Below are 19,139 nucleotides of genomic sequence, written 5' to 3'. Positions count from 1 at the left end.
TCCGGCCCCGCCACCCAGCGTGCGGTGGCCGTGTTCGCCGCCCGCCGAGCGTGTGAAGCGGCCGGCCTCACCGCCCTCGACTGGGTCGCCGGCGCGCTCACGGCCCTGGCCGAAGGCCGTCCGCTGCCGCCGCCGTTCGACGACGACGCCCGCATGTGGCAGACCCTGGCCACCGACCCGCGTGTCCCGGACCGCACCGTCGGCCGGGCCGTCCCTCCCGAGCGGCCCCCCTTCCGACCGCCTGCGACCCCGGGCGCCTCCCTGCCGCAGCCCCAGGAGGTGGCAGGGGCTGTCGTGGGCCCGGCGGCCGCCGTGGCGAAATCGCCTGCCTCCGGCTCCGCTCCGTACGCCGGGGCCTTCACCATCGGCCGGCCGGACTCGTCCCTGCGGATGTCGCGGCCGCACATGGCCCTCCCTGCGGTGACGGGCGCCGCCGAAGCCGACCCGCTCCGGGCGGCCCTCGACGCGGTGTTCGCGGCCGTCGTCACGTACGGCGAGAACCACCCGGCCCTCCTCGCGGAGGTCTGGTCCGTGTGCGAGGGACGGCACGCGTAGCCGGCCCATGACCGAGCCCCGGTTCACGCACTGAAACCGTGGGGCAGCCGGGTCTCCTCCGAACCCTTCGACCACACCTGTGCCCTCCAGTTCCCGGAGCGGTTCACCGGCGTCGAGAAGCCCGACGTCAGCGACTGGCGGCGGGCGGCCTTCGGTGACCTGACGTCCGCCTTCCGCGGAGGTCGCGGCCCTGCCCGAGCCGGCGCTGCCCAGCGCCGGCCCCACGTGTGAGGACCGCGGCGCCGGTGCCGTCCGCCGGGCTCCCCATCCGCGGGGCACGTGACTGACCCCGCCCCGCCGGGTACCCGGGCGTTCCGCCAGGACCGGCGGGCGGCCGCTCGCGGCGCCGACCCGGTCGGTCGCCGGCCATGAGCCGAAGGAGCCCACGCATATGACGGACGTATCCGGTACCGGTCCCGCTCCGGGCGACGACCGCAAGGTCCTCACCAACCGCCAGGGCCATCCGGTCTACGACAACCAGAACCAGCGCACCGTCGGCCCCGCGGCCCCGCCACGCTGGAGAACTACCAGTTCCTCGAGAAGATCAGCCACTTCGACAGGGAGCGCATCCCCGAGCGCGTCGTGCACGCCCGTGGCGTCACCGCCTACGGCCACTTCGAGGCCTACGGCACCTGGGGCGACGAGCCGATCAGCCGCTACACCCGGGCCAAACTGTTCAGGAACGCGGCAAACGCACGGACGTGGCCGTCCGCTTCTCCACCGTCATCGGCGGCCGCGACTCCTCGGAGGCCGCCCGCGACCCGCGTGGTTTCGCGGTGAAGTTCTACACGGAGGACGGCAACTGGGACCTGGTCGGCAACAACCTCGCCGTCTTCTTCATCCGTGACGCGATCAAGTTCCCGGACGTCATCCACGCCCTCAAGCCGGACCCGGTGACCTTCGAACAGCAGCCCCGGCGCATCTTCGACTTCATGTCGCAGACGCCCGAGGCGATGCACATGCTGGTCAACCTGTTCAGCCCGCGCGGCATCCCCGCGGACTACCGCCACATGCAGGGCTTCGGCGTCAACACGTACAAGTGGGTCAACGCCGACGGCGACACCAAGCTCGTCAAGTACCACTGGATGCCCAAGCAGGGCGTGCGCAGCATGACCGAGGAGGACGCGGCGAACGTCCAGGCCGACTCCCTCGGCCACGCCACCAAGGACCTGTACGAGGCCGTCGGGCGGGGCGACCACCCGGAGTGGGAGCTGCTCGTCCAGATGATGGACGACCACGACCACCCCGAGCTCGACTTCGACCCGCTGGACGACACCAAGACCTGGCCCGAGCAGGACTTCCCGCCGAAGCCGGTCGGCCGGATGGTGCTCGACCGGATGCCGGAGAACTTCTTCGCCGAGAACGAGCAGATCTCCTTCGGCACCGGCGTCCTCGTCGACGGCCTGGACTTCTCCGACGACAAGATGCTCGTCGGCCGGACCTTCTCCTACAGCGACACCCAGCGCTACCGGGTCGGCCCGAACTACCTGCAACTGCCCGTCAACCAGGCCAAGAACGCGGACGTCGGCACCAACCAGCGCGACGGCCAGATGACGTACCACGTGGACGGCGGCGGGCGAGAACCCGCAGGTCAACTACGAGCCGTCGATCACCGGCGGCCTGCGCGAGGCCCGCTACCCGACCCACGACGAGCAGGGACCCGTCATCGAGGGCGGCTCACCCGCAAGCGCATCCCCCGCACCAACGACTACATGCAGGCAGGCCAGCGCTACCTGCTCCTGGAGGACTGGGAACGCGAGGACCTGGTGAAGAACTTCATCGACCTGCTGTCCCAGTGCGACCGTCCGATCCAGGAGCGCATGGTCTGGCACTTCCTGCTGGTCGAGAACGACCTCGGTCTGCGGGTCGGCGAGGGACTGGGCATCGGCCCGGAGGACGTCGCCGGTCTGGAGCCGCTGGCGAGCCAGGACCTCACGGACGAGGACCGCGAACGCCTGGCCAACCTGGGCAAGAACCAGCCGCGCGACGTCGAGGGCCTCACCATGACCCACTGCGTGCCGGACGAACGGCACGTCGTGACTCGCTGACCGGTCACCCCGCCAGGGCGCTACGGGCCACCGCGAGGGCCTGTTCCGCGTAGCTGCGGCCGAACAGCACGGCGTGCACCAGCAGCGGGAACATCTGGTGCACGCCGACGCGCTCCGCCCAGCCGTCGGCGAGCGGCGCCTCCTCCTGGTAGCCGTCCAGCACCTGCTCCAGGTGCGGACAGCGAACAGACCCAGCATCGCCAGGTCGGTCTCGCGGTGCCCGCCGTGCGCGGCCGGGTCGATCAGCCGGACATGCCCGTCGGCCCCCCACAGCACGTTGCCGTTCCACAGATCGCCGTGCAGCCGCGCGGCGGCTCGACGGGCCCCGCCAGCTCCGGCAGCCGCTCGCACAGCCGCTCCACGACGGCCGCCTCCCCAGACCGGACGGTGCCCTGGTCGACCGCGCGCCGCAGATACGGCAGCACGCGATGCTCGGCGTACCAGCCCGGCCAGTCGGTGCCGGGCTCGTTGCGCATCGGGGCTAGCCCGATGTACGCGTCCGCCGGCCCGTCCGGGGGCGGCGCGCCGAACGCGGGCGCCCCGGCGGTGTGCAGGGCGGCCAGGTCACGCCCGAAACGCACCGCCGCCTCCCGGCTCGGCGCCCCGTTGCGACCCGGTCGACGACCAGCCAGTTCCCGTCGTGACCGTGCACATCCGGTATCCGCACCGTGCCGGCGCCGGCCAGCCAGCGCAGCCCGGCCGCCTCGGCCCGCGTCGCCCCGGATCGTCGGCACGCTTGACGATCACCACCCGCCCGTCGTCGAGTGTGACCTCGGCGAGGGCCCCGGACAGGGGCCGTTCCCCGGTGACCGCCCGCCCGGTGAGCCGGGCCACGACTTCCGTACCGGCGGTCATACGCGCTCCTCCTCGACTCCGAGCTTGATCGACACTCAGAGTACGACCAGGCCCATCACGGGCGCGGGGCCGTGTCGATGTGCGGCTCCGCCGCAGGGGCGCGACCAGCCCCACGCACCCGCGGACGGCACTCGACCCGGTTCTCCTTGCCGGCCCCACTCGGAGTCCGTTTCGATACCGGGACATTCGCCACGCCCCGATCACGCGGGACGGTGAAATCCCGTCGCCCGCCGACAGAACCGGGTGCCGCCGGGGGACCAGTCGGGGCATGACGAGTTCACCGTTCCAGCGCACCATCGCCCTGCCCGCCCCCGTGTGCGAACAGGCCGCACAGCACCTGGAGCAGGCCGCGCACCGGGCCATCGACGGGCCGCGATCCCACTGAAGGCCTTCCGCGCGGCCGCCGACAACGACTTCACCCTCCCCGCGTCGGTCGTCGAGCAGGCGGCGGCCTGCCTGCTGGTCCTGGCCACGGAGACCGCCCAGACCGTACGCCCCTCCGCCCTGCGCGCCACCATCAGCGTGGCGCTGCGGTTGCGCGACGCCGTGGAGCTGTCGCATCAGCCGACTCTCAGCAGCAGGTTCTGGTAGGGCAGGGTTGACGGCGGCGCCTGCGCGTCAGCTCTCGCGGAAGGCGACCTCGACCTGCTTGCGGCGCAGTTCCTCCAGGGTGGCGCGCTGCCGCCGGGCCCGTTCGACGAGGTCGTCGAGCTGCCGCGCGTCGAGGCGCGCGTCCGTGGCGGCCAGGGCGCGCAGCGTCTGCCAGCCGGCCGTCTTGCCCTCGACCCCGAGCCCCATCGCCTCCAGCTCCCACAGCGTGCTCAGCGGGGACCGCCGTACCAGGCTGCCGTTGCTCTTCAGCCGGCCCACCTGCTCGGCCGCGCGGCCCGCGTACACCTTGTAGCGCCGCACCGGGACGTCGAGCCGCCGCATGATGTGGAGCAGGCTCGCCCGGTCCTCGGCGATCTCGGCGGCGACGGGGGCCAGGGCGTCGGCGAGCGCCGTGCCCCGGCACGAGCGCAGCAGATAGCGAATCCGCGCGGTCCCGGCGGTGGCGCCGGCGAGATGGTCGTTGAGGTAGATGCCCAGCAGCGACATGTCGGTGACCGGAGCACGCTGGGCGCCCGGCGGATCCGTTCGCTGTTCCGTCATGACACTGCTCCTGTCCTGCTCCGGCCCTGCCCCAGGGCCGCCGGAACAGGGGGTTCGCCGGACTTTTCCGGCTTGCGGAGGATTACGTGGGGCGGGTGCCCGGGCCCTTCCTGGCGAAACGGGAACGGTCTCGCTGCGCCCCAGGCCGTTTCGAATGTGGCCGAGGCCACATCCTGGACGAGGTCCCGATCACGTCCGGCCGCCCGGGGCGGCGGCTACCGTCTACGGGCAGATCCCCGCTTCCCCACCCTCTCGGACGGCCCGGCAGTGCAAGCAGACCTCTCTCCTGTCATAGCGGCGACCGCCCAGTGGCTGACCCGCGCCTTCCCCGCCTCCGGTGGCGCGCTCGCCGCCGCGCTGTGCGAGGTGCAGGCCCGGCAGGCCGTGACGGTCGCGGCATGGCTCAGGTACCCCACGGCGATGGACGCCGCCCTCGTCGACGGCGGCCCCGGCGGCTCCGCGCGGCTGGACTGGGTCACCGGCGCCGACGCGTCGGTGGGCGACGACGTGGACGCGCACGCCTGGCGCACCTGGGTGGACGAGGTCGTCGCGAGCTGGGCGGCCAGTCTGCTCACCGACCCGCAGCTGGCCGCCCTGGCGGTGGCCGCGCTCGCCGAGGGCAGCCACAGCGCCGGCACACCGGCCGAGTTCCGCCGGCTCGTCGCGCCCGACGACAGCGACCAGCGCGCCGCCGCCCTGCTGCGCCACCCCGACCTGCTCGCTCCCGTGGCCGAACTGCACCACTCCCAACTCCTCGAGCGCCTGCACCGGGCCGCACGCTGATCGCCTGACACGGGCGGGGTGTCCCTGACGGGGCCCGCCCTACCGGCGCACGTGGCCTCGGTGCGCCGTCCTTCGGTGGTGTCTGTCCGCCGCTCCACGGCGGCGTTGGCTCGCACGCCTGCGGGGTCAGAGTGCCTTTGCCGGCCCGGGTGGCGCCGACCTTCTGATCCGCGACGGCGTCGGCCTCCCGATCCGCGGGCCACATCCCGAGCCAGGCTGCACCCCAACGGCGGGAAGAGCGGAGCGCTCGAGGACGACAGCGAGCGCGGCGGCCCCAGCGGCAACCGACGGCGACCTCAGCGCTGGTCGCCGGCGCCGGCCACCGAAAGGCGCGCCGGGCGCGCGGTAACCCCCTCGGCGCGGACGTGGCCGATCCGCGACGGCGTTGGCTCGCACGCCTGCGGCGGCGCTGGCCGTCCGGTCAGCGACCGCGCCGGCTCCCCGATCCGTGACCGCGCTGGGCCCCCCCGCCGCCACGGCGTTGGTTCGCCGGTCCGCGGCGGCGCTGGCCATCCGATCCGCGACCGCGCTGGTTTCACCGGTCCACGGCTCGCCATCCGATCACCCGCTGGGCCCCCGGGTCCGCCATGGCATTAGCCAACGGTCCGCGAAGGTGTTGGTCCGCAGACCTGCGACGGCGTCAGTGCACGGCCCGCGGCGGCTCTGCCCGTCGGCCCCCCCGTGGTTTCGGTCCGCCCACACCCAGCGCCTGCCCCGCACCGTCACAGGCTGCCCGAGCACCCCGGCCCCCAGCTCTCACCCACCCCCCGACCTGCACGAACAGCCGGCAGCCCCAACCTCTCACCCTCCGTGACTCACCGGTTTGCCGTAAGCGACCGTGCCTCGCTCGCACCGTCGGCGGACGCTGATCGTGGGCTCGACGGCCTCCGGCCACCCTCGGCGGCACGAGGCGCACACCGTCGTGCCGGGCCATACGCCGCTGACGGAGGAGAGACCGAGATGACCACCGCCCTCTCACGGAGCTGGGAACACGCCGTCGTCACGGGCGGCGCCGGGTTCGTCGGCTCCCACCTGTGCGCCGCCCTGCTGGACGCGGGCGCGGCCGTCACCTGCGTGGACGACTTCAGCACCGGCCGGCCCGAGAACATATCCCCGCTGCTCGAACGGCCCGGCTTCACGCTCGTGCAGGCCAACGTCGCCGAGGGCATGCGGATCAAGCGAAGGCCCGACCTCGTCCTGCACTTCGCCTCCCCGGCGTCCCCCGCGGACTACCTGCGACTGCCGCTGCACACCATGGAGACGGGCAGCCTCGGCACCCGTAACGCCCTGGAAACTCGCACGGTCCTCCCGCGCCCGCTTCGTCCTCGCCTCGACGTCCGAGGTCTACGGCGACCCGCAGCAGAACCCCCAGGACGAGAGCTACAGGGGCAACGTCAACCCCGTAGGCCCGCGCAGCGTCTACGACGAGGCCAAACGCTTCGGCGAGGCGCTGACCACCGCCCACGCCGGCACTCACGGCACCGACACCTGCATCGTGCGGCTGTTCAACACCTACGGCTCGCGGATGCGCGGCCACGACGGACGCGCGGTGCCGACCTTCGTACGGCAGGCCTTGGCCGGAGAGCCCCTCACCGTGACCGGCGACGGACGTCAGACCCGGTCGCTGTGCTACGTCGACGACACCGTCCGCGCATCCTCGCGGCGGCCGCCCACGGCATGCGCGCCCGGTCAACATCGGCAACCCCACCGAGATCACCATGCTCGACCTGGCCCGGCTGGTCGTCGAACTCGCCGGCTCCCCGTCGGAGATCCGATTCATCGAACGCCCGGTGGACGACCCGGCCGTGCGCTGCCCGGACATCACGCTGGCCCGCGACAAGCTCGGCTGGGAACCGCAGGTGCGCGCCGAGGAGGGGCTGCGGCGCACGATCGCCTGGTTCCGCGAGGACAGAACCGACGACTGACCCGCCCGGGCACCCCCCCCGCACCACCGCGTCCGGTTCTCTCCCGACCGCCGAAAGGGCCGCCACCCCCATGCGCATCCTCGGAATCAACGCCCTCTTCCACGACCCCGCCGCCGCCCTGGTGATCGACGGACGGACCGTCGCCGCCGCGGAGGAGGAGCGGTTCTCCCGGCGCAAGCACGGGAAGAGACCCCTGCCGTTCTCCGCCTGGGAGCTGCCCGAGAAGGCCGCCGCCTGGTGCCTGAAGCGGGCCGGGCTGCGCCCGCAGGACCTCGACGCGGTCGCCTACTCCTTCGACCCGGAACTCGCCCGGCCGCCCAGGACATGGGCCTGGACGACCCGTGGGACCACCTGCGGCTGACCTACGCCGCGAGGCACCCGGATTCCTGCGGACGGCCCTGCCCGGCCTCGAACCCGGCATCGTCCGCTTCGTGCCGCACCACATGGCCCACGCCGCCTCCAGTGCCTTCGCCGCACCGGACGCCGGCGACTCCAGCGTGCTGGTCCTGGACGGCCGCGGCGAACGCGCCTCCCACCTGGCCGCGCGCCGTGTCGGCGACCGGCTGGAGGCGCTGCACGCACAGGACCTGCCGCACTCGCTCGGCCTCGTCTACGAGGAACTCACCGAACACCCGGCTTCCTGCGCTCCTCCGACGAGTTCAAGGTGATGGCCCTCGCCTCCCACGGAACCCCGCGCATGCTCACCGAACTGCGCCGCCACGTGTACCCCACCGGCGACGGCGGCTTCCACGCCACCGGCGTGCCCTGGCACGAGCTGTGCGCGCCGCGCGGCCGACGAGCCGTGGACCCAGGACCACGCCGACGTCGCCGCCAGCGCCCAGGCCGTGTTGGAGGAGACCCTGCTGGACCTCGTGCGCTGGCTGCACGGCCGCACCCACGACCAGGTGCTCACGCTCGCCGGTGGCGTCGCCCTCAACTGCGTCGCCAACTCCCGTATCGCCCGCGAGGGCCCCTTCTCCCGGGTGTGGGTGCAGCCCGCCGCGGAGACGCCGGTACCGCCCTGGGCGGCGCCCTGCTGCTGTCCGCCGGCGAGGGCGACGAACCGGAGCCCATGACCGGCGCCGACCTCGGCCGGGACTGGTCCGACGCGGAGCTCGGCGCCTGGCTGAAGACGGCCGCCGTACCCTTCGAACGGCCCCCGGACATCGCCGCCACCGTCGCCCGCGCCCTCGCGGACAACGCGATCGTCGCCTGGTTCCAGGGGCGCTCCGAATACGGCCCCCGGGCGCTCGGCCACCGTTCCCTGCTCGCCCACCCCGGGCACGCGGGCAACCTGGAACGGCTCAACGACGTCAAGGGCCGCGAGCAGTTCCGGCCCGTCGCACCGATGGTCCTCGCCGACCGCGCCGCCGACATCTTCGACGGCCCGCTGCCCAGCCCGTACATGCTGTTCGTGCACGACGTCGCCCCGGCCTGGCGGGACCGCATCCCCGCCGTCGTGCACGTCGACGGCACCGCCCGCATCCAGACCGTCGACCCGGCCCGCGAACCGCTCGTGGCCCGCATGCTCGGCGAGTTCGAGCGGCTCACCGGGCTGCCCGTCGTCGTCAACACCAGCCTCAACACCGCCGGGCGGCCCATGGTCGACGACCCGCGCGACGCCCTGGAGTGCTTCGGCTCCGCGCCCGTCGACCTGCTGGCCATCGGCCCGTACGCCGTCCGCCGCGGCGACCTGTTCCGTTCCGAGGACGCCGGAGGCCTGCGATGACCGAGCCCGACACCCGCACACGGGACGCCGCGTACGCCGTGGTCGTACCGACCCTCGGCCGGCCCAGCCTGGGCGTGTGCCTGCACGCCCTGGCCGAGGCGAGCGGTCCGGGGCCGGTCCGGGTGGTCCTCGTCGACGACCGTCCAGGCCCTGCCCGCTCGCCCCTCACCGCCGACGTCCCGCCGTCCCTGCGCTCGCGCACCATCGTCGTACCCGGCGGGGCGCGCGGACCCGCCGCCGCACGCAACCTCGGCTGGCGGGCGGCCGGTGACGTGCCCTGGATCGTCTTCCTCGACGACGACGTCGTACCCGGGCCCACCTGGGGCGACGACCTGACCCTCGACCTGACCGCGGCGACGGAGCGGACCGGTGGGATCACCGCCCGGATCCAGGTGCCGCTGCCAGCCGACCCCCCCGACTGGGAACGCAACACGGCCTCACTCGCCGGCGCCCGCTGGGTCACCGCCGACATGGCGTACCGCCGGGCCGCGCTGACCACCGTCGGCGGATTCGACGAACGCTTCCGGCGAGCCTTCAGGGAGGACGCCGACCTCGCCCTGCGCATCCGCGACGCCGGCTGGACGCTCACCGAGGGCCGGCGCACCACCACCCACCCCGTGCGGCCGGCCGGACGCTGGACCTCCGTCCGGCTCCAGGCCGGCAACGCCGACGACGTGCTGATGACCCGGCTGCACGGCCGCCACTGGTGGCGCCGGGCGCAGGCGCCCCGCGGACGGTTGCCCGTGCACCTGGCCCTGACCGGAGCGGGGGTGACGGCGCTCGGCTGCGCCCTGCTCGGCCGGCACCGACTGGCCGGGGCCTGCGCCGCCGCATGGCTGGCCGGCACGACCGAGTTCGCCCTGTCCCGGATCCTGCCCGGGCCGCGCACCCGCGACGAGGTGCTCACCATGACCGTGACCAGCGTGCTCATCCCGCCGACCGCGACCTGGCACTGGCTGCGCGGACGGCTCGCGCACCGTACGGTCCGGCCGCTCACCCCGCTCGGGACCGGCGAGCCGGCGCCCGCGCCCCGCCCGGCGGTCAGGGAACGGCTGCGATCATGACCCGGCCCACCGGTCCTTGGCTGCTCGCCGGGCCGCACGGGGCCACCGGCGTGCGGCAGCCCCCGCACGCCCCCGGCGGTCCGCTCCCCGCGGCCGTCCTCTTCGACCGCGACGGCACGCTCGTCGCCGACGTCCCCTACAACGGGGACCCGGCGCGGGTCGCGCTCATGCCCGGCGCGCGAAAGGCCGTCGACGCCGTGCGCGCCGCCGGGATCCCCGTGGGCGTCGTGACCAACCAGTCCGGCGTGGCCCGCGGCCTGCTCAGACCTCGCCAGGTCGAGGACGTACGCCTGCGGGTGGAGGAGCTGCTCGGGCCGTTCGCCGTCTGGGCCGTGTGCCCGCACGGACCGGGGGAGGGCTGCGGCTGCCGCAAACCGGCCCCCGGCCTGGTACTGGCCGCGTGCCGCCGACTTGCCGTCCCGCCCGAACGCACCGTCGTCATCGGCGACATCGGGGCCGACATGGAGGCCGCGCGCGGCCGCGGGGGCCCGCGGTGTCCTGGTTCCCACGGCCGTCACCCGGCCCGAGGAGGTCACGGCGGCCGACGCCACGGCAGCGGACCTGATCGAGGCGGTACGCCTCGCCCTCGACTCGGCCGTGCCGGCGGAGGAGTCGCGATGACCCCCTTCCGTTCCCGCAGCCGCCTGCCCGGACCCTCGTCGTCCGCCTCGACAGCGCCGGAGACGTGCTCCTGGCCGGGCCCGCCGTGCGGGCCGTAGCGGCCGGGTCCTCGTACACCGCGCTCTGCTGTGCGGGCCGCAGGGCGCCGCGGCGGGGCGGATGCTGCCGGGGCGGACGACGTGCTGACCTACGACGCCCCCTGGGTCGGGCTGGAGCCGCCGCCGGTCACGCGGGCGGCCACCCGGCAGTTGATGGAGACGCTCACGGCGGGCCGCTTCGACCGGGCGCTCGTCCTCGTGTCGTACCACCAGAGCCCGCTGCCGATCGCCCTGCTGCTGAGGCTCGCCGGGATCGGATGGACCGTCGCCGACAGCGAGGACTACCGGGCGCGCTGCTCGACCTGCGGCACCGCAGATGGCCCCACCGCCATGAGGCCCTGGCCGCCCTCGACCTGGCACGCGCCGCCGGCTACGCCCTTCCGCCCGGCGACGACGGCGGACTGCGCGTCACCCCGCCGCCCCCACCACCCGCCTCACCGGCCCGGGCCGTACGTCGTCGTCCACCCTGGCGCCGCCGTCCCCGCCCGGACCTGGACCCCGGCCGGGCGGCCCGGGCCGTCGCCGCCCTGTCCGCCGAGGGGCACCGGGTCATCGTCACCGGAGGCCCCGACGAGCGGGGAGCTGACCGCGCGGGTCGCCGGTCGGCACGCGCTGGACCTCGGCGGCGCCACCGATCTGCCGCACCTGGCCGGAGTCCTCGCCGGGGCACGGGTCGTCGTGGCCGGGAACACCGGCCCGGCCCATCTCGCCGCCGCCGTCGGCACACCCGTCGTCAGCCTCTTCGCACCGGTCGTGCCGGCCGAACGGTGGGCGCCCTACGGTGTGCCGCACGTCCTGCTCGGCGACCGGCGCGCCGCGTGCGCGGACACCCGGGCCCGGCACTGCCCCCTGCCGGGCCACCCCTGCCTGGACGGCATCGGCGACGCCGAGGTGCTCGCCGCCGTGGCGGCCCTCACGGACGCCCCGGCGGACCAGGGCGAACAGACGGAGCGAGGAGCGGCCGTATGAACATCCTGCTGTGGCACGTGCACGGCTCCTGGACGACCGCGTTCGTCCAGGGCCCGCACACCTACCTCGTCCCCGTCACCGCGGGCCGCGGCCCGGACGGCCTGGGGCGGGCCCGTACCTTCTCCTGGCCGTCCTCGGTGCGCGAGATCACCCCTGAGGAGCTCCGCGACACGCCCGTCGACCTGGTCCTTCTCCAACGGCCGCACGAAGCCGAGCTCGCCGAGCGATGGCTCGGCGGACGCCGACCCGGCCGGGACGTGCCCGCGCTGTACCTGGAGCACAACGCGCCCGACGGCGACGTACCGGACACCCGGCACCCGTGCGCCGACCGCGCCGATCTGACGATCGTGCACGTCACGCACTTCAACCGGCTGTTCTGGGACTGCGGCACCACCCGCACCGAGGTCGTCGAACACGGCATCGTCGACCCGGGCCACCGCTACACCGGCCGGCTCGCCCGCGCCGCCGTCGTCGTCAACGAACCCGTGCGACGCGCCCGGTACACCGGCACGGACCTGCTGCCCGCCCTGGCCGAGGCGGTGCCGCTCGACGTGTTCGGCATGGGCACCGAAGGGCTGGCCGGTCACCTCGGACTGCCACCGGACCGGTGCCGCACCGCCGACCTGCCCCAGAGCGAGCTGCACCCGGCCATGGCCGAACGCCGCATGTATCTGCACCCGGTGCGTTGACCTCCCTCGGCCTGTCCCTGCTGGAGGCGATGCACCTCGGCCTGCCCGTCCTGGCCCTCGCCACCACCGAGGCCGTCGAGGCGGTGCCGCCCGGCGCGGGCACCCTCTCCACCCGCCCCGAGGCCCTGGCCCGCGCCGCCCGCCGCTACCTCCACGAACCCGAGGCCGCGGCCGCGGACGGAGCCCGGGCCCGGCAGGCGGCCTCGAACGCTACGGGCTCAAGCGTTTCCTGGCCGACTGGGAGCGCCTGATCACGGAGGTGTGCTCATGACCCCGTCCCTCAGCCCCTTCCCCACCGGACCGCTCGGCGGCGACCCCCTCGACCCGGGCGTCCTCGCGATCGCGCTCGTCTCGGAGCACGCGAGCCCGCTCGCCGCGCTCGGCGGGGTCGACGCCGGCGGTCAGAACGTCCACGTCGCCTGCCTCGCCGGAGCGCTCGCCGACCGCGGCCACCGCGTCACCGTCTACACCCGCCGTGACGCGTCCGACCTGCCCTGCCGGGTGGAGCTGCGCGACGGCGTCGAGGTGCACCACGTCCCCGCCGGACCGGCCGAGCCGCTCCCCAAGGACGAACTCCTACCGTACATGGGCGAGTTCGGCCGCTATCTGGCGCGCGGCTGGCGCACCCGGGCCCCCGACCTCGTGCACTCGCACTACTGGATGTCGGGCCTGGCCGCACTGCGCGCGACCCGCGCACACGGGCTGCCCCTGCTGCACACGTATCACGCCCTCGGCACCGTGAAGCGCCGGCACCAAGGCCACGCCGACACCAGCCCGCCCGAGAGGATCCCCGGCGAGATCGAGATCGGGCTGGGCTGCGACCGTGTCGTCGCCACCTGCCGGGACGAGGCCGCCGAACTGACCCGCATGGGCATACCCCCGCACAAGATCGGCATCGTGCCGTGCGGCGTCGACCCCGACCGGTTCACCCCGAAGGGCCCGGCCGCGCCGCGCGGACCGTACCCGCACCGGCTGCTCCAGCTGGGCCGGCTGGTGCCGCGCAAGGGCGCCGCGGTGGCCGTCGCCGCGCTGGCCCGGCTGCCCGGCACCGAGCTCGTCGTGGTCGGCGGGCCGCCCGCGGACCGGCTCGACGACGACCCGGAGGTGCGCCGGCTGCGCGGCATCGCCCGGGACGCCGGCGTCGCCGACCGGGTCCGCTTCACCGGCGCCGTGCCCAGCGAGGACGTGCCGCCGCTGCTGCGCTCCGCCGACGTCGTGGTGTGCCCCGCCGACTACGAACCCTTCGGCATCGTCCCGCTGGAAGCCATGGCCTGCGGCGTGCCCGTCGTGGCCAGCGCGGTCGGCGGGCAGCTCGACACCGTCGCCGACCCGGGCACCGGACGGCTGGTGCCGCCCCGCGACCCGGAGGCCCTGGCCCGCGCCGTCGCCGGCCTGCTCGCCGACCCGGCGGCCCGCGAGGCGTGCGGGGCGGCCGGCCGGCGCCGGGTGCTGAGCCGCTACGGCTGGGGCCAGATCGCCGCGGCCACCGAGGCCGCCTACTGCGAGGTCCTCGACGCCGAGCCCGCCGCGACGGGCGCCGGCTGAACCGATCCGTCCCCGACCCGGCGACAGCCGCCGGCGCCCGAAGACCGAAGGAGGTGTGGGTCCGCCACCGTCCACCGGGCGGCGGCACGCCCGAACAGCATGAGCGAACACCCCGCACACCCCGCGCTCGATGCCGCCCGCCTGCACTGCCGGTCGCTTCAAGAGGCACTCGGCCGGTTCCGCCGGCACGGCCTCGAACGGATCACGGACTGGGGCGGCCTGCTCGCCGACGTCCTCACCGGCGGCGGCCGGCTGCTCGCCGCGGGCAACGGCGGCAGCGCCGCCCAGGCCCAGCACCTCACCGCCGAACTGGTCGGCCGCTACCGCCAGGAACGCCGCGCCTACTCCGCGCTCGCCCTGCACGCCGAGACCTCCAGCGTGACCGCCATCGGCAACGACTACGGCTTCGACCACGTCTACGCCCGCCAGGTCACCGCCCACGGCCGCCCGGCGACATCCTGATGCTGCTGTCCACCTCCGGCCGCAGCGCCAACCTCATCGCCGCGGCCGTGACCGCCCGGCAGGCCGGACTGCGTGTCTGGGCGCTCACCGGGCGCGGCCCGAACCCCCTCGCCGAAGCCGCCCACGAAGCCCTGTGCATCGACGCCGGCAGTACCGCCAACGTCCAGGAGATCCACCTCGTCGCCGTCCACCTGCTCTGCGAGTGCTTCGACACGGCCGTGTCCACACCGCTCGCACGGCGTACGGTCCTCACCCACGGGAGCACGTCATGACCGGACCGGAACCGCTCGCGGTCGTCGGGACGTCCTCCTCGACGAGGACATCGAAGGCGTCTCCACCCGGCTCTCCCCGGACGCCCCCGCCCCCGTCGTCGACGTCACCGGCGACCGGCGGCACCCGGGAGGAGCCGGACTGGCCGCCGCGCTCGCCGCCCGCGGCGGCCGGGACGTGGTCCTGGTGACCGCGCTCGGCGACGACGACGCCAGCGAGGCCGTACGGCGTGACCTGCGCGGCCGGGTCCGGCTGCTGGAGCTCCCGCTGAAGGGCACCCTGCCGGTCAAGACCCGTGTCCTCGCGGGCGGCCGGCCCGTCGTACGCATCGACCGGGGCGGCGGCACCCCCGGCGAACCCGACGACGCGGTCCGGGAGGCGCTGGCGAACGCCCGCGCGATCCTGGTCGCCGACTACGGGCGCCACACCGCGGGCGCCCTGCGGCCGCACCTGGAGGACGCCGCCCGCCGCACACCCCTGGTGTGGGACCCGCACCCCAAGGGCGACCCGCCCGTGCCCGGAGCCCGGCTCGTCACCCCCAACGCGGCGGAGGCACAAGCCCTGTACCCCGCCTCCGGAGGGACGTCACTGGGCGCGTACGCCGAGCGGGGAACACGGCTGGCGGAACGCTGGCGCGCGGCGGGCGTCGCCGTCACCCTCGGTGACCGCGGGGTGCTGCTCGCCCGGCCCGGCTCGGGTACGCCGATGCTCGTCCCCGTGCCCTACCGGGCCGCCGGGGACCCGTGCGGCGCGGGCGACTGCTTCGCCGCGACGACGGCTGCCGCCCTCGCCGACGGCCTGCTCCCCGAGGAGGCGCTGCAACGGGCCGTCGCCGAGGCCGCCGCGTTCGTCGCGGCCGGCGGCGCGGGCAACCCCGACCTGTGGCGGACCGAGCCGCCGCCCGGCCCGCGGACGACCCCGCGACCGACGCTTTCGCCCTCGCGGAGAGCGTCCGGACCCGGGGCGGCACCGTGGTCGCCACCGGCGGCTGCTTCGACCTGGTGCACGCCGGTCACGTCGGCCTGCTGGAGAGCGCACGGCGCATCGGCGACTGCCTCATCGTGTGCCTGAACTCCGACGCGTCCGTCACCCGCCGCAAGGGCCCCGGCCGCCCGCTCAACCCGGCGGCGGACCGCGCCCGCGTCCTCGCCGCGCTCGGCAGCGTCGACGCCGTCGTGGTCTTCGAGGAGGACACCCCGAGGCGGTACTGGCCCGGCTGCGCCCGGACGTCTGGGTCAAGGGCGGCGACTATTCCGTCCAGGACCTGCCCGAGGCGGAGGTGCTCCGCACCTGGGGCGGCCAGGCCGTGGTCCTGCCCTACCTCGACGGCCGCTCCACGACCCTGCTGACCCGCCGAGCGGCAAAGGCGGCGACGGTGGCCTTGCGGCCGTCGGGTTCCTGAGCGCGTACGGCTGACCTGCCGCTGAGGCGGTCCCGCCGGGGCGGCCCGGTCCGACCAGCCGTGGGGCCCTCCGGATCTTCCGGGGTAGCTCGGCAGATCAGCGGCTCGGGTTCTTCGGGTGCCGCTGGGCGGCGGTCCGGCTGGCCGGCCGTGGGGCTGTGTGCACCCCGCCGGGGGGCCTGGCGGATCAGCGGTTGGGATTCTGCGGGTACGGCTGGGCGGCAGGTCTGTCGGTCAGTCGGTGGGGGAGGCGGATCCCCGGGGCAGGTCGGCCGACCAGCCGCTCGGGCGTCTCCGGGGTGGCCCGGCCGGTCGATCGTTGCGGCGGCCTAAGGGGCTTCTCCGGCAGCGGCGGTCGACGAGCCGTGTGGCCTGTGCGGACCCGTCAGGGGCAGCCGCGTCGATCAAGCTTTGCGGTCCTGCGGTTTTCTTCGGCAACGGCGGCCGACCAACGGTCGGGGCTTCGCGGCTGCCTCAGGGGTACCCGCGAGCGGTCGGTCGCTCCGTCTTGTCGGGTCTCCCCTGCAGCGGCGGCCGATCAGCCGTGCGGGCCCTCCGGACCCGTCGGTGGCGGCCCCGCCGACCGGTCGTTGTGGCCCTGTCTCTCTCCGGCAGCCGCGGCCGACCGCCGTGCGGGCCCCGGGAATCCGCCTCAGCCGGTCGCGGCCACCAGTCGCTGCGCCCCCGCCACGCTCCCGCCACGCTCCTGCTCAGGCCGCCGTGCTCAGCGCCGGCTGCCCCTGTACGTCGCCCTCCTCCGTCCGGAGTACCACCGGCGTCGTGGTGCGGCGCTGTCGCAGCAGGTAGCCCGCGCCGATCGAGATGAGCAGGCCGCCGGTGACGAGGGCGCCACGGGCGCCGGCCAGTTCCATGAGGAGGCCGAGGGCGGGCGGGCCGCCCAGGCTCCACACCGTGCCGATGCTGCCCCACACGCCCAGCACGCGACCGCGCAGATGGGCGGGCGGGTCGGTCTGGAGGACGGCCGTGCCGGCGGTGTCGGAGACGGACTCCACCACGGCCATCGGCAGCACGAGCACGATCAGCACCGCGAGCGACGGCGACAGCCCCGCCACCACCTGGAGCAGCGCCCCGGCCGCCGCCAGCGCCCCCACGAGCCGCACGGACGGCCGGCGCAGCCGGGCGCCGAGGACCGCGCCGAGGATGCCGCCGACGGCGAGCACGGTCGACACCGTGCCGAACGAACCGGCACCACCCGCGAGCGGCCCGGTGACGAGCACGGCCAGGGTGAGCCCGTAGTTACGGCCGAACACCGCGCTGATCCCGGTCACCCCGGCGAGCGCCATCAGACGCGGCCGGCGCGCGAAGAAGGCCAGCCCCTCGCGCACGGACATGTCCGAGCCGGTGCGCTTGGAGCCCGCGGTGACCTCCCGCACCGCCCCGGCGGCCGGCCGCAGGAACGGAATGACCGAGGCCACGAACAGGAACGACAGGCCGTTCGCGAAGTACGCCGCGGACGTGCCGAGGAACCCCACCGCCACACCGGCCATGGCCGCACCACGAGCCGGCCCGACTGGTGCACCAGCGCCCCGACCCCGATGGCCGAGGGCACGTCCTCCGCCGGGACGAGATCATTGCCCAGCAGGGCACACGCCGGGTTGTCGACGGTCGCGACGACACCCGTGACGGCGGCCAGCACCATCAGGGAGGTCATGTCGAGCCGGTCCAGCGCCACGAGCACGGCCGTCGTGAACGCGATCGCGCCGAGCAGCGCCTGGCTCACGGCCGCCGTCAGCTTGCGGGGGCCACCGGTCGACGGCCGCGCCGCCGAGGACGCTCATCAGCAGGGCAGGGGCGGCCTGCACGGACATGGACAGCCCCGTCGCGGCGGCGGACCCGGTGATCTCGAGGACCAGCAGGTTCTGCACCGTGAGCTGCATCCACGTACCGGCGTTCGACACGAAGTTCGCGACGGACCACCAGCGCATGCTGCGGTACCGCAGCGACCGCCAGGGCGAGCGCGAGACGGGCTGGGCAGGGGAGGGCGACGTAGACACAGTGCGGTACTCGCAAGACGAGTCGGAGGACTCAGCAGGAGGGGGACGAGGAGAACGAGAAGCACCGGCTGCGCTGCGCGGTGGTTCCCCTCGCCGGATACGGCGCCGACCATCGTGGCAGAGGGGACCCCCGAGTCGGATCCATCCGCACCTCGTTCGCCGCCCCACACCTCCCAACCGTCCCCGGCCTCCCGACATTTGAGGCCGCGAGTGTGTGGTTGATCACAGCCGTCGATCACGGACCTCGCCCAGCCCACATCATGTGACGGCGGCCACAGCGGACAGAGAAGGGCCCGTCGCCGAGGCGACGGGCCCTTCTTCTGTACGGCGGTGTACGGCGGTGTGCGGCAGCGGCCGCTCTACTCCGACTTCCCGCGACCGGTCAGCGCGTCGCGCAACCGGTCGACCATCCCGGTGCCCGGAGCCAGGAGCTTGTTCGCCGGAGGCTTGTCGGGGGCGGCCGGGTGGGGCCGGGTCGGGGCGGTCTTCTTCGCCTTGCGGACCTTCTCGCCCAGCTCGTTGAGCGTGTCCATCGGACAGGCCTGCCGCAGCGCCGGGAAGAGGTTGCCCTCCTCGTCGGCGATGTGCGAGCGGATCTCGCTCATCAGCATGCCCATCAGCCGGTCGAAGTCGGCGTCGCCCGGGTCACAGCCCTCCAGGTCCTTCATGATCCGCTCGGCCGTGGCGTGGTCCTGGAGCTCCTGGTCGGCGAGAGCGTCCCCGTTGGCCACGTGCTCGCGTACGGCCGGATAGAGGTAGGCCTCCTCGGCCACCGAGTGCCGCACCAGCTCGATCGTGACCTGGTCCGCGTACGTCTTGCGGTCCTTGTGACCGGACGGCAGCCCCTCGATCTTGCCGAACATCTCCTCGACTTCGCGGTGATCGGTCACCAGCTCGTCGATGACGTTTCCTCCGTGTCCCATGTCCTTCACCTCCAGCCCCCCGGGTCCCCGGGCC

Annotated in this window: 7 protein-coding genes and 10 pseudogenes; 13 read left to right on the top strand and 4 right to left on the bottom strand. The window is 74.6% G+C overall.

Features of this window, described 5'->3' with window-relative positions; translation table 11 throughout:
• The first annotated feature begins 24 nt into the window (after nt 1–24).
• Nucleotides 25–555: a hypothetical protein gene (locus PV963_RS00600; protein WP_274813676.1), complete on the top strand. Its 531-nt coding sequence runs from the start codon at nt 25–27 to the stop codon at nt 553–555.
• A 391-nt stretch (nt 556–946) separates the two neighbouring features.
• Nucleotides 947–2,603, top strand: a pseudogene (locus PV963_RS00595) (catalase).
• Between the two features lie 4 nt (nt 2,604–2,607).
• Here PV963_RS00595 and PV963_RS00590 read toward each other — a convergent pair.
• A pseudogene (locus tag PV963_RS00590) lies at nt 2,608–3,458 on the bottom strand (fructosamine kinase family protein).
• Between the two features lie 315 nt (nt 3,459–3,773).
• On the opposite strand from PV963_RS00590, the gene PV963_RS00585 reads away from it, so the two are divergent.
• Nucleotides 3,774–4,049, top strand: a complete 276-nt coding sequence (locus tag PV963_RS00585; RefSeq protein WP_274813675.1) for a hypothetical protein — start codon at nt 3,774–3,776, stop codon at nt 4,047–4,049.
• Nucleotides 4,050–4,076: 27 nt separating this feature from the next.
• Here PV963_RS00585 and PV963_RS00580 read toward each other — a convergent pair whose 3' ends face one another.
• Nucleotides 4,077–4,610, bottom strand: coding sequence for a hypothetical protein (locus PV963_RS00580; RefSeq protein WP_274813674.1), 534 nt, complete (start codon nt 4,608–4,610; stop codon nt 4,077–4,079).
• A gap of 267 nt (nt 4,611–4,877) precedes the next feature.
• On the opposite strand from PV963_RS00580, the pseudogene PV963_RS00575 reads away from it, so the two are divergent.
• The 10 genes and pseudogenes from PV963_RS00575 to rfaE2 all read left to right on the top strand — a co-directional run bounded on the left by PV963_RS00575 (nt 4,878) and on the right by rfaE2 (nt 16,167).
• Nucleotides 4,878–5,401: pseudogene (locus PV963_RS00575) on the top strand (hypothetical protein).
• Nucleotides 5,402–6,353: 952 nt separating this feature from the next.
• Nucleotides 6,354–7,318 (top strand): annotated as a pseudogene (locus tag PV963_RS00570) (NAD-dependent epimerase/dehydratase family protein).
• A 70-nt stretch (nt 7,319–7,388) separates the two neighbouring features.
• Nucleotides 7,389–9,047 (top strand): annotated as a pseudogene (locus PV963_RS00565) (carbamoyltransferase family protein).
• Nucleotides 9,044–10,111 carry a glycosyltransferase family 2 protein gene (locus tag PV963_RS00560; RefSeq protein ID WP_274813672.1) on the top strand — a complete coding sequence of 356 codons (1,068 nt, stop codon included), beginning with the start codon at nt 9,044–9,046 and terminating at the stop codon, nt 10,109–10,111. Before PV963_RS00565 ends, PV963_RS00560 begins: the two are co-directional and overlap by 4 nt.
• Nucleotides 10,108–10,830: a D-glycero-alpha-D-manno-heptose-1,7-bisphosphate 7-phosphatase gene (locus tag PV963_RS00555; RefSeq protein WP_425540856.1), complete on the top strand. Its 723-nt coding sequence runs from the start codon at nt 10,108–10,110 to the stop codon at nt 10,828–10,830. Before PV963_RS00560 ends, PV963_RS00555 begins: the two co-directional genes overlap by 4 nt.
• Nucleotides 10,797–11,799 (top strand): annotated as a pseudogene (locus PV963_RS00550) (glycosyltransferase family 9 protein). The gene PV963_RS00555 and the pseudogene PV963_RS00550 overlap by 34 nt, the downstream one beginning before the upstream one ends.
• Nucleotides 11,796–12,759 (top strand): annotated as a pseudogene (locus PV963_RS00545) (glycosyltransferase). Before PV963_RS00550 ends, PV963_RS00545 begins: the two co-directional pseudogenes overlap by 4 nt.
• The gene (locus PV963_RS00540; protein WP_274813671.1) at nt 12,756–14,033 is read left to right on the top strand and encodes a glycosyltransferase; all 1,278 of its coding nucleotides are present in this window, start codon (nt 12,756–12,758) and stop codon (nt 14,031–14,033) included. The pseudogene PV963_RS00545 and the gene PV963_RS00540 overlap by 4 nt, the downstream one beginning before the upstream one ends.
• A gap of 99 nt (nt 14,034–14,132) precedes the next feature.
• Nucleotides 14,133–14,767: pseudogene (locus tag PV963_RS00535) on the top strand (D-sedoheptulose-7-phosphate isomerase).
• Nucleotides 14,764–16,167: pseudogene (gene rfaE2, locus PV963_RS00530) on the top strand (D-glycero-beta-D-manno-heptose 1-phosphate adenylyltransferase). Before PV963_RS00535 ends, rfaE2 begins: the two co-directional pseudogenes overlap by 4 nt.
• Before the next feature lie 710 nt (nt 16,168–16,877).
• On the opposite strand, the pseudogene PV963_RS00525 reads toward rfaE2, so the two are convergent.
• A pseudogene (locus tag PV963_RS00525) lies at nt 16,878–17,702 on the bottom strand (MFS transporter); the annotation flags it as partial.
• 839 nt (nt 17,703–18,541) lie between these two features.
• Nucleotides 18,542–19,105 (bottom strand): hemerythrin domain-containing protein, encoded by a 564-nt coding sequence (locus PV963_RS00520; RefSeq protein ID WP_274813670.1) that lies wholly within the window; start codon nt 19,103–19,105, stop codon nt 18,542–18,544.
• Nucleotides 19,106–19,139: the final 34 nt, after the last annotated feature.

It is taken from the genome of Streptomyces coeruleorubidus (assembly GCF_028885415.1).
GTDB classification, from domain to species: Bacteria; Actinomycetota; Actinomycetes; order Streptomycetales; family Streptomycetaceae; genus Streptomyces; species Streptomyces coeruleorubidus_A.
Note: the sequence above shows the minus strand (reverse complement) of the source record. Positions and strands in the feature narration are given on the sequence as shown.

What these genes read in the sequence shown, in the direction of transcription:
- PV963_RS00580 (WP_274813674.1), bottom strand. Translation starts at nt 4,610, where the DNA reads ATGACGGAACAGCGAACGGATCCGCCGGGCGCCCAGCGTGCTCCGGTC.
- PV963_RS00555 (WP_425540856.1), top strand. Translation starts at nt 10,108, where the DNA reads ATGACCCGGCCCACCGGTCCTTGGCTGCTCGCCGGGCCGCACGGGGCC.
- PV963_RS00540 (WP_274813671.1), top strand. Translation starts at nt 12,756, where the DNA reads ATGACCCCGTCCCTCAGCCCCTTCCCCACCGGACCGCTCGGCGGCGAC.
- PV963_RS00520 (WP_274813670.1), bottom strand. Translation starts at nt 19,105, where the DNA reads ATGGGACACGGAGGAAACGTCATCGACGAGCTGGTGACCGATCACCGC.
- PV963_RS00560 (WP_274813672.1), top strand. Translation starts at nt 9,044, where the DNA reads ATGACCGAGCCCGACACCCGCACACGGGACGCCGCGTACGCCGTGGTC.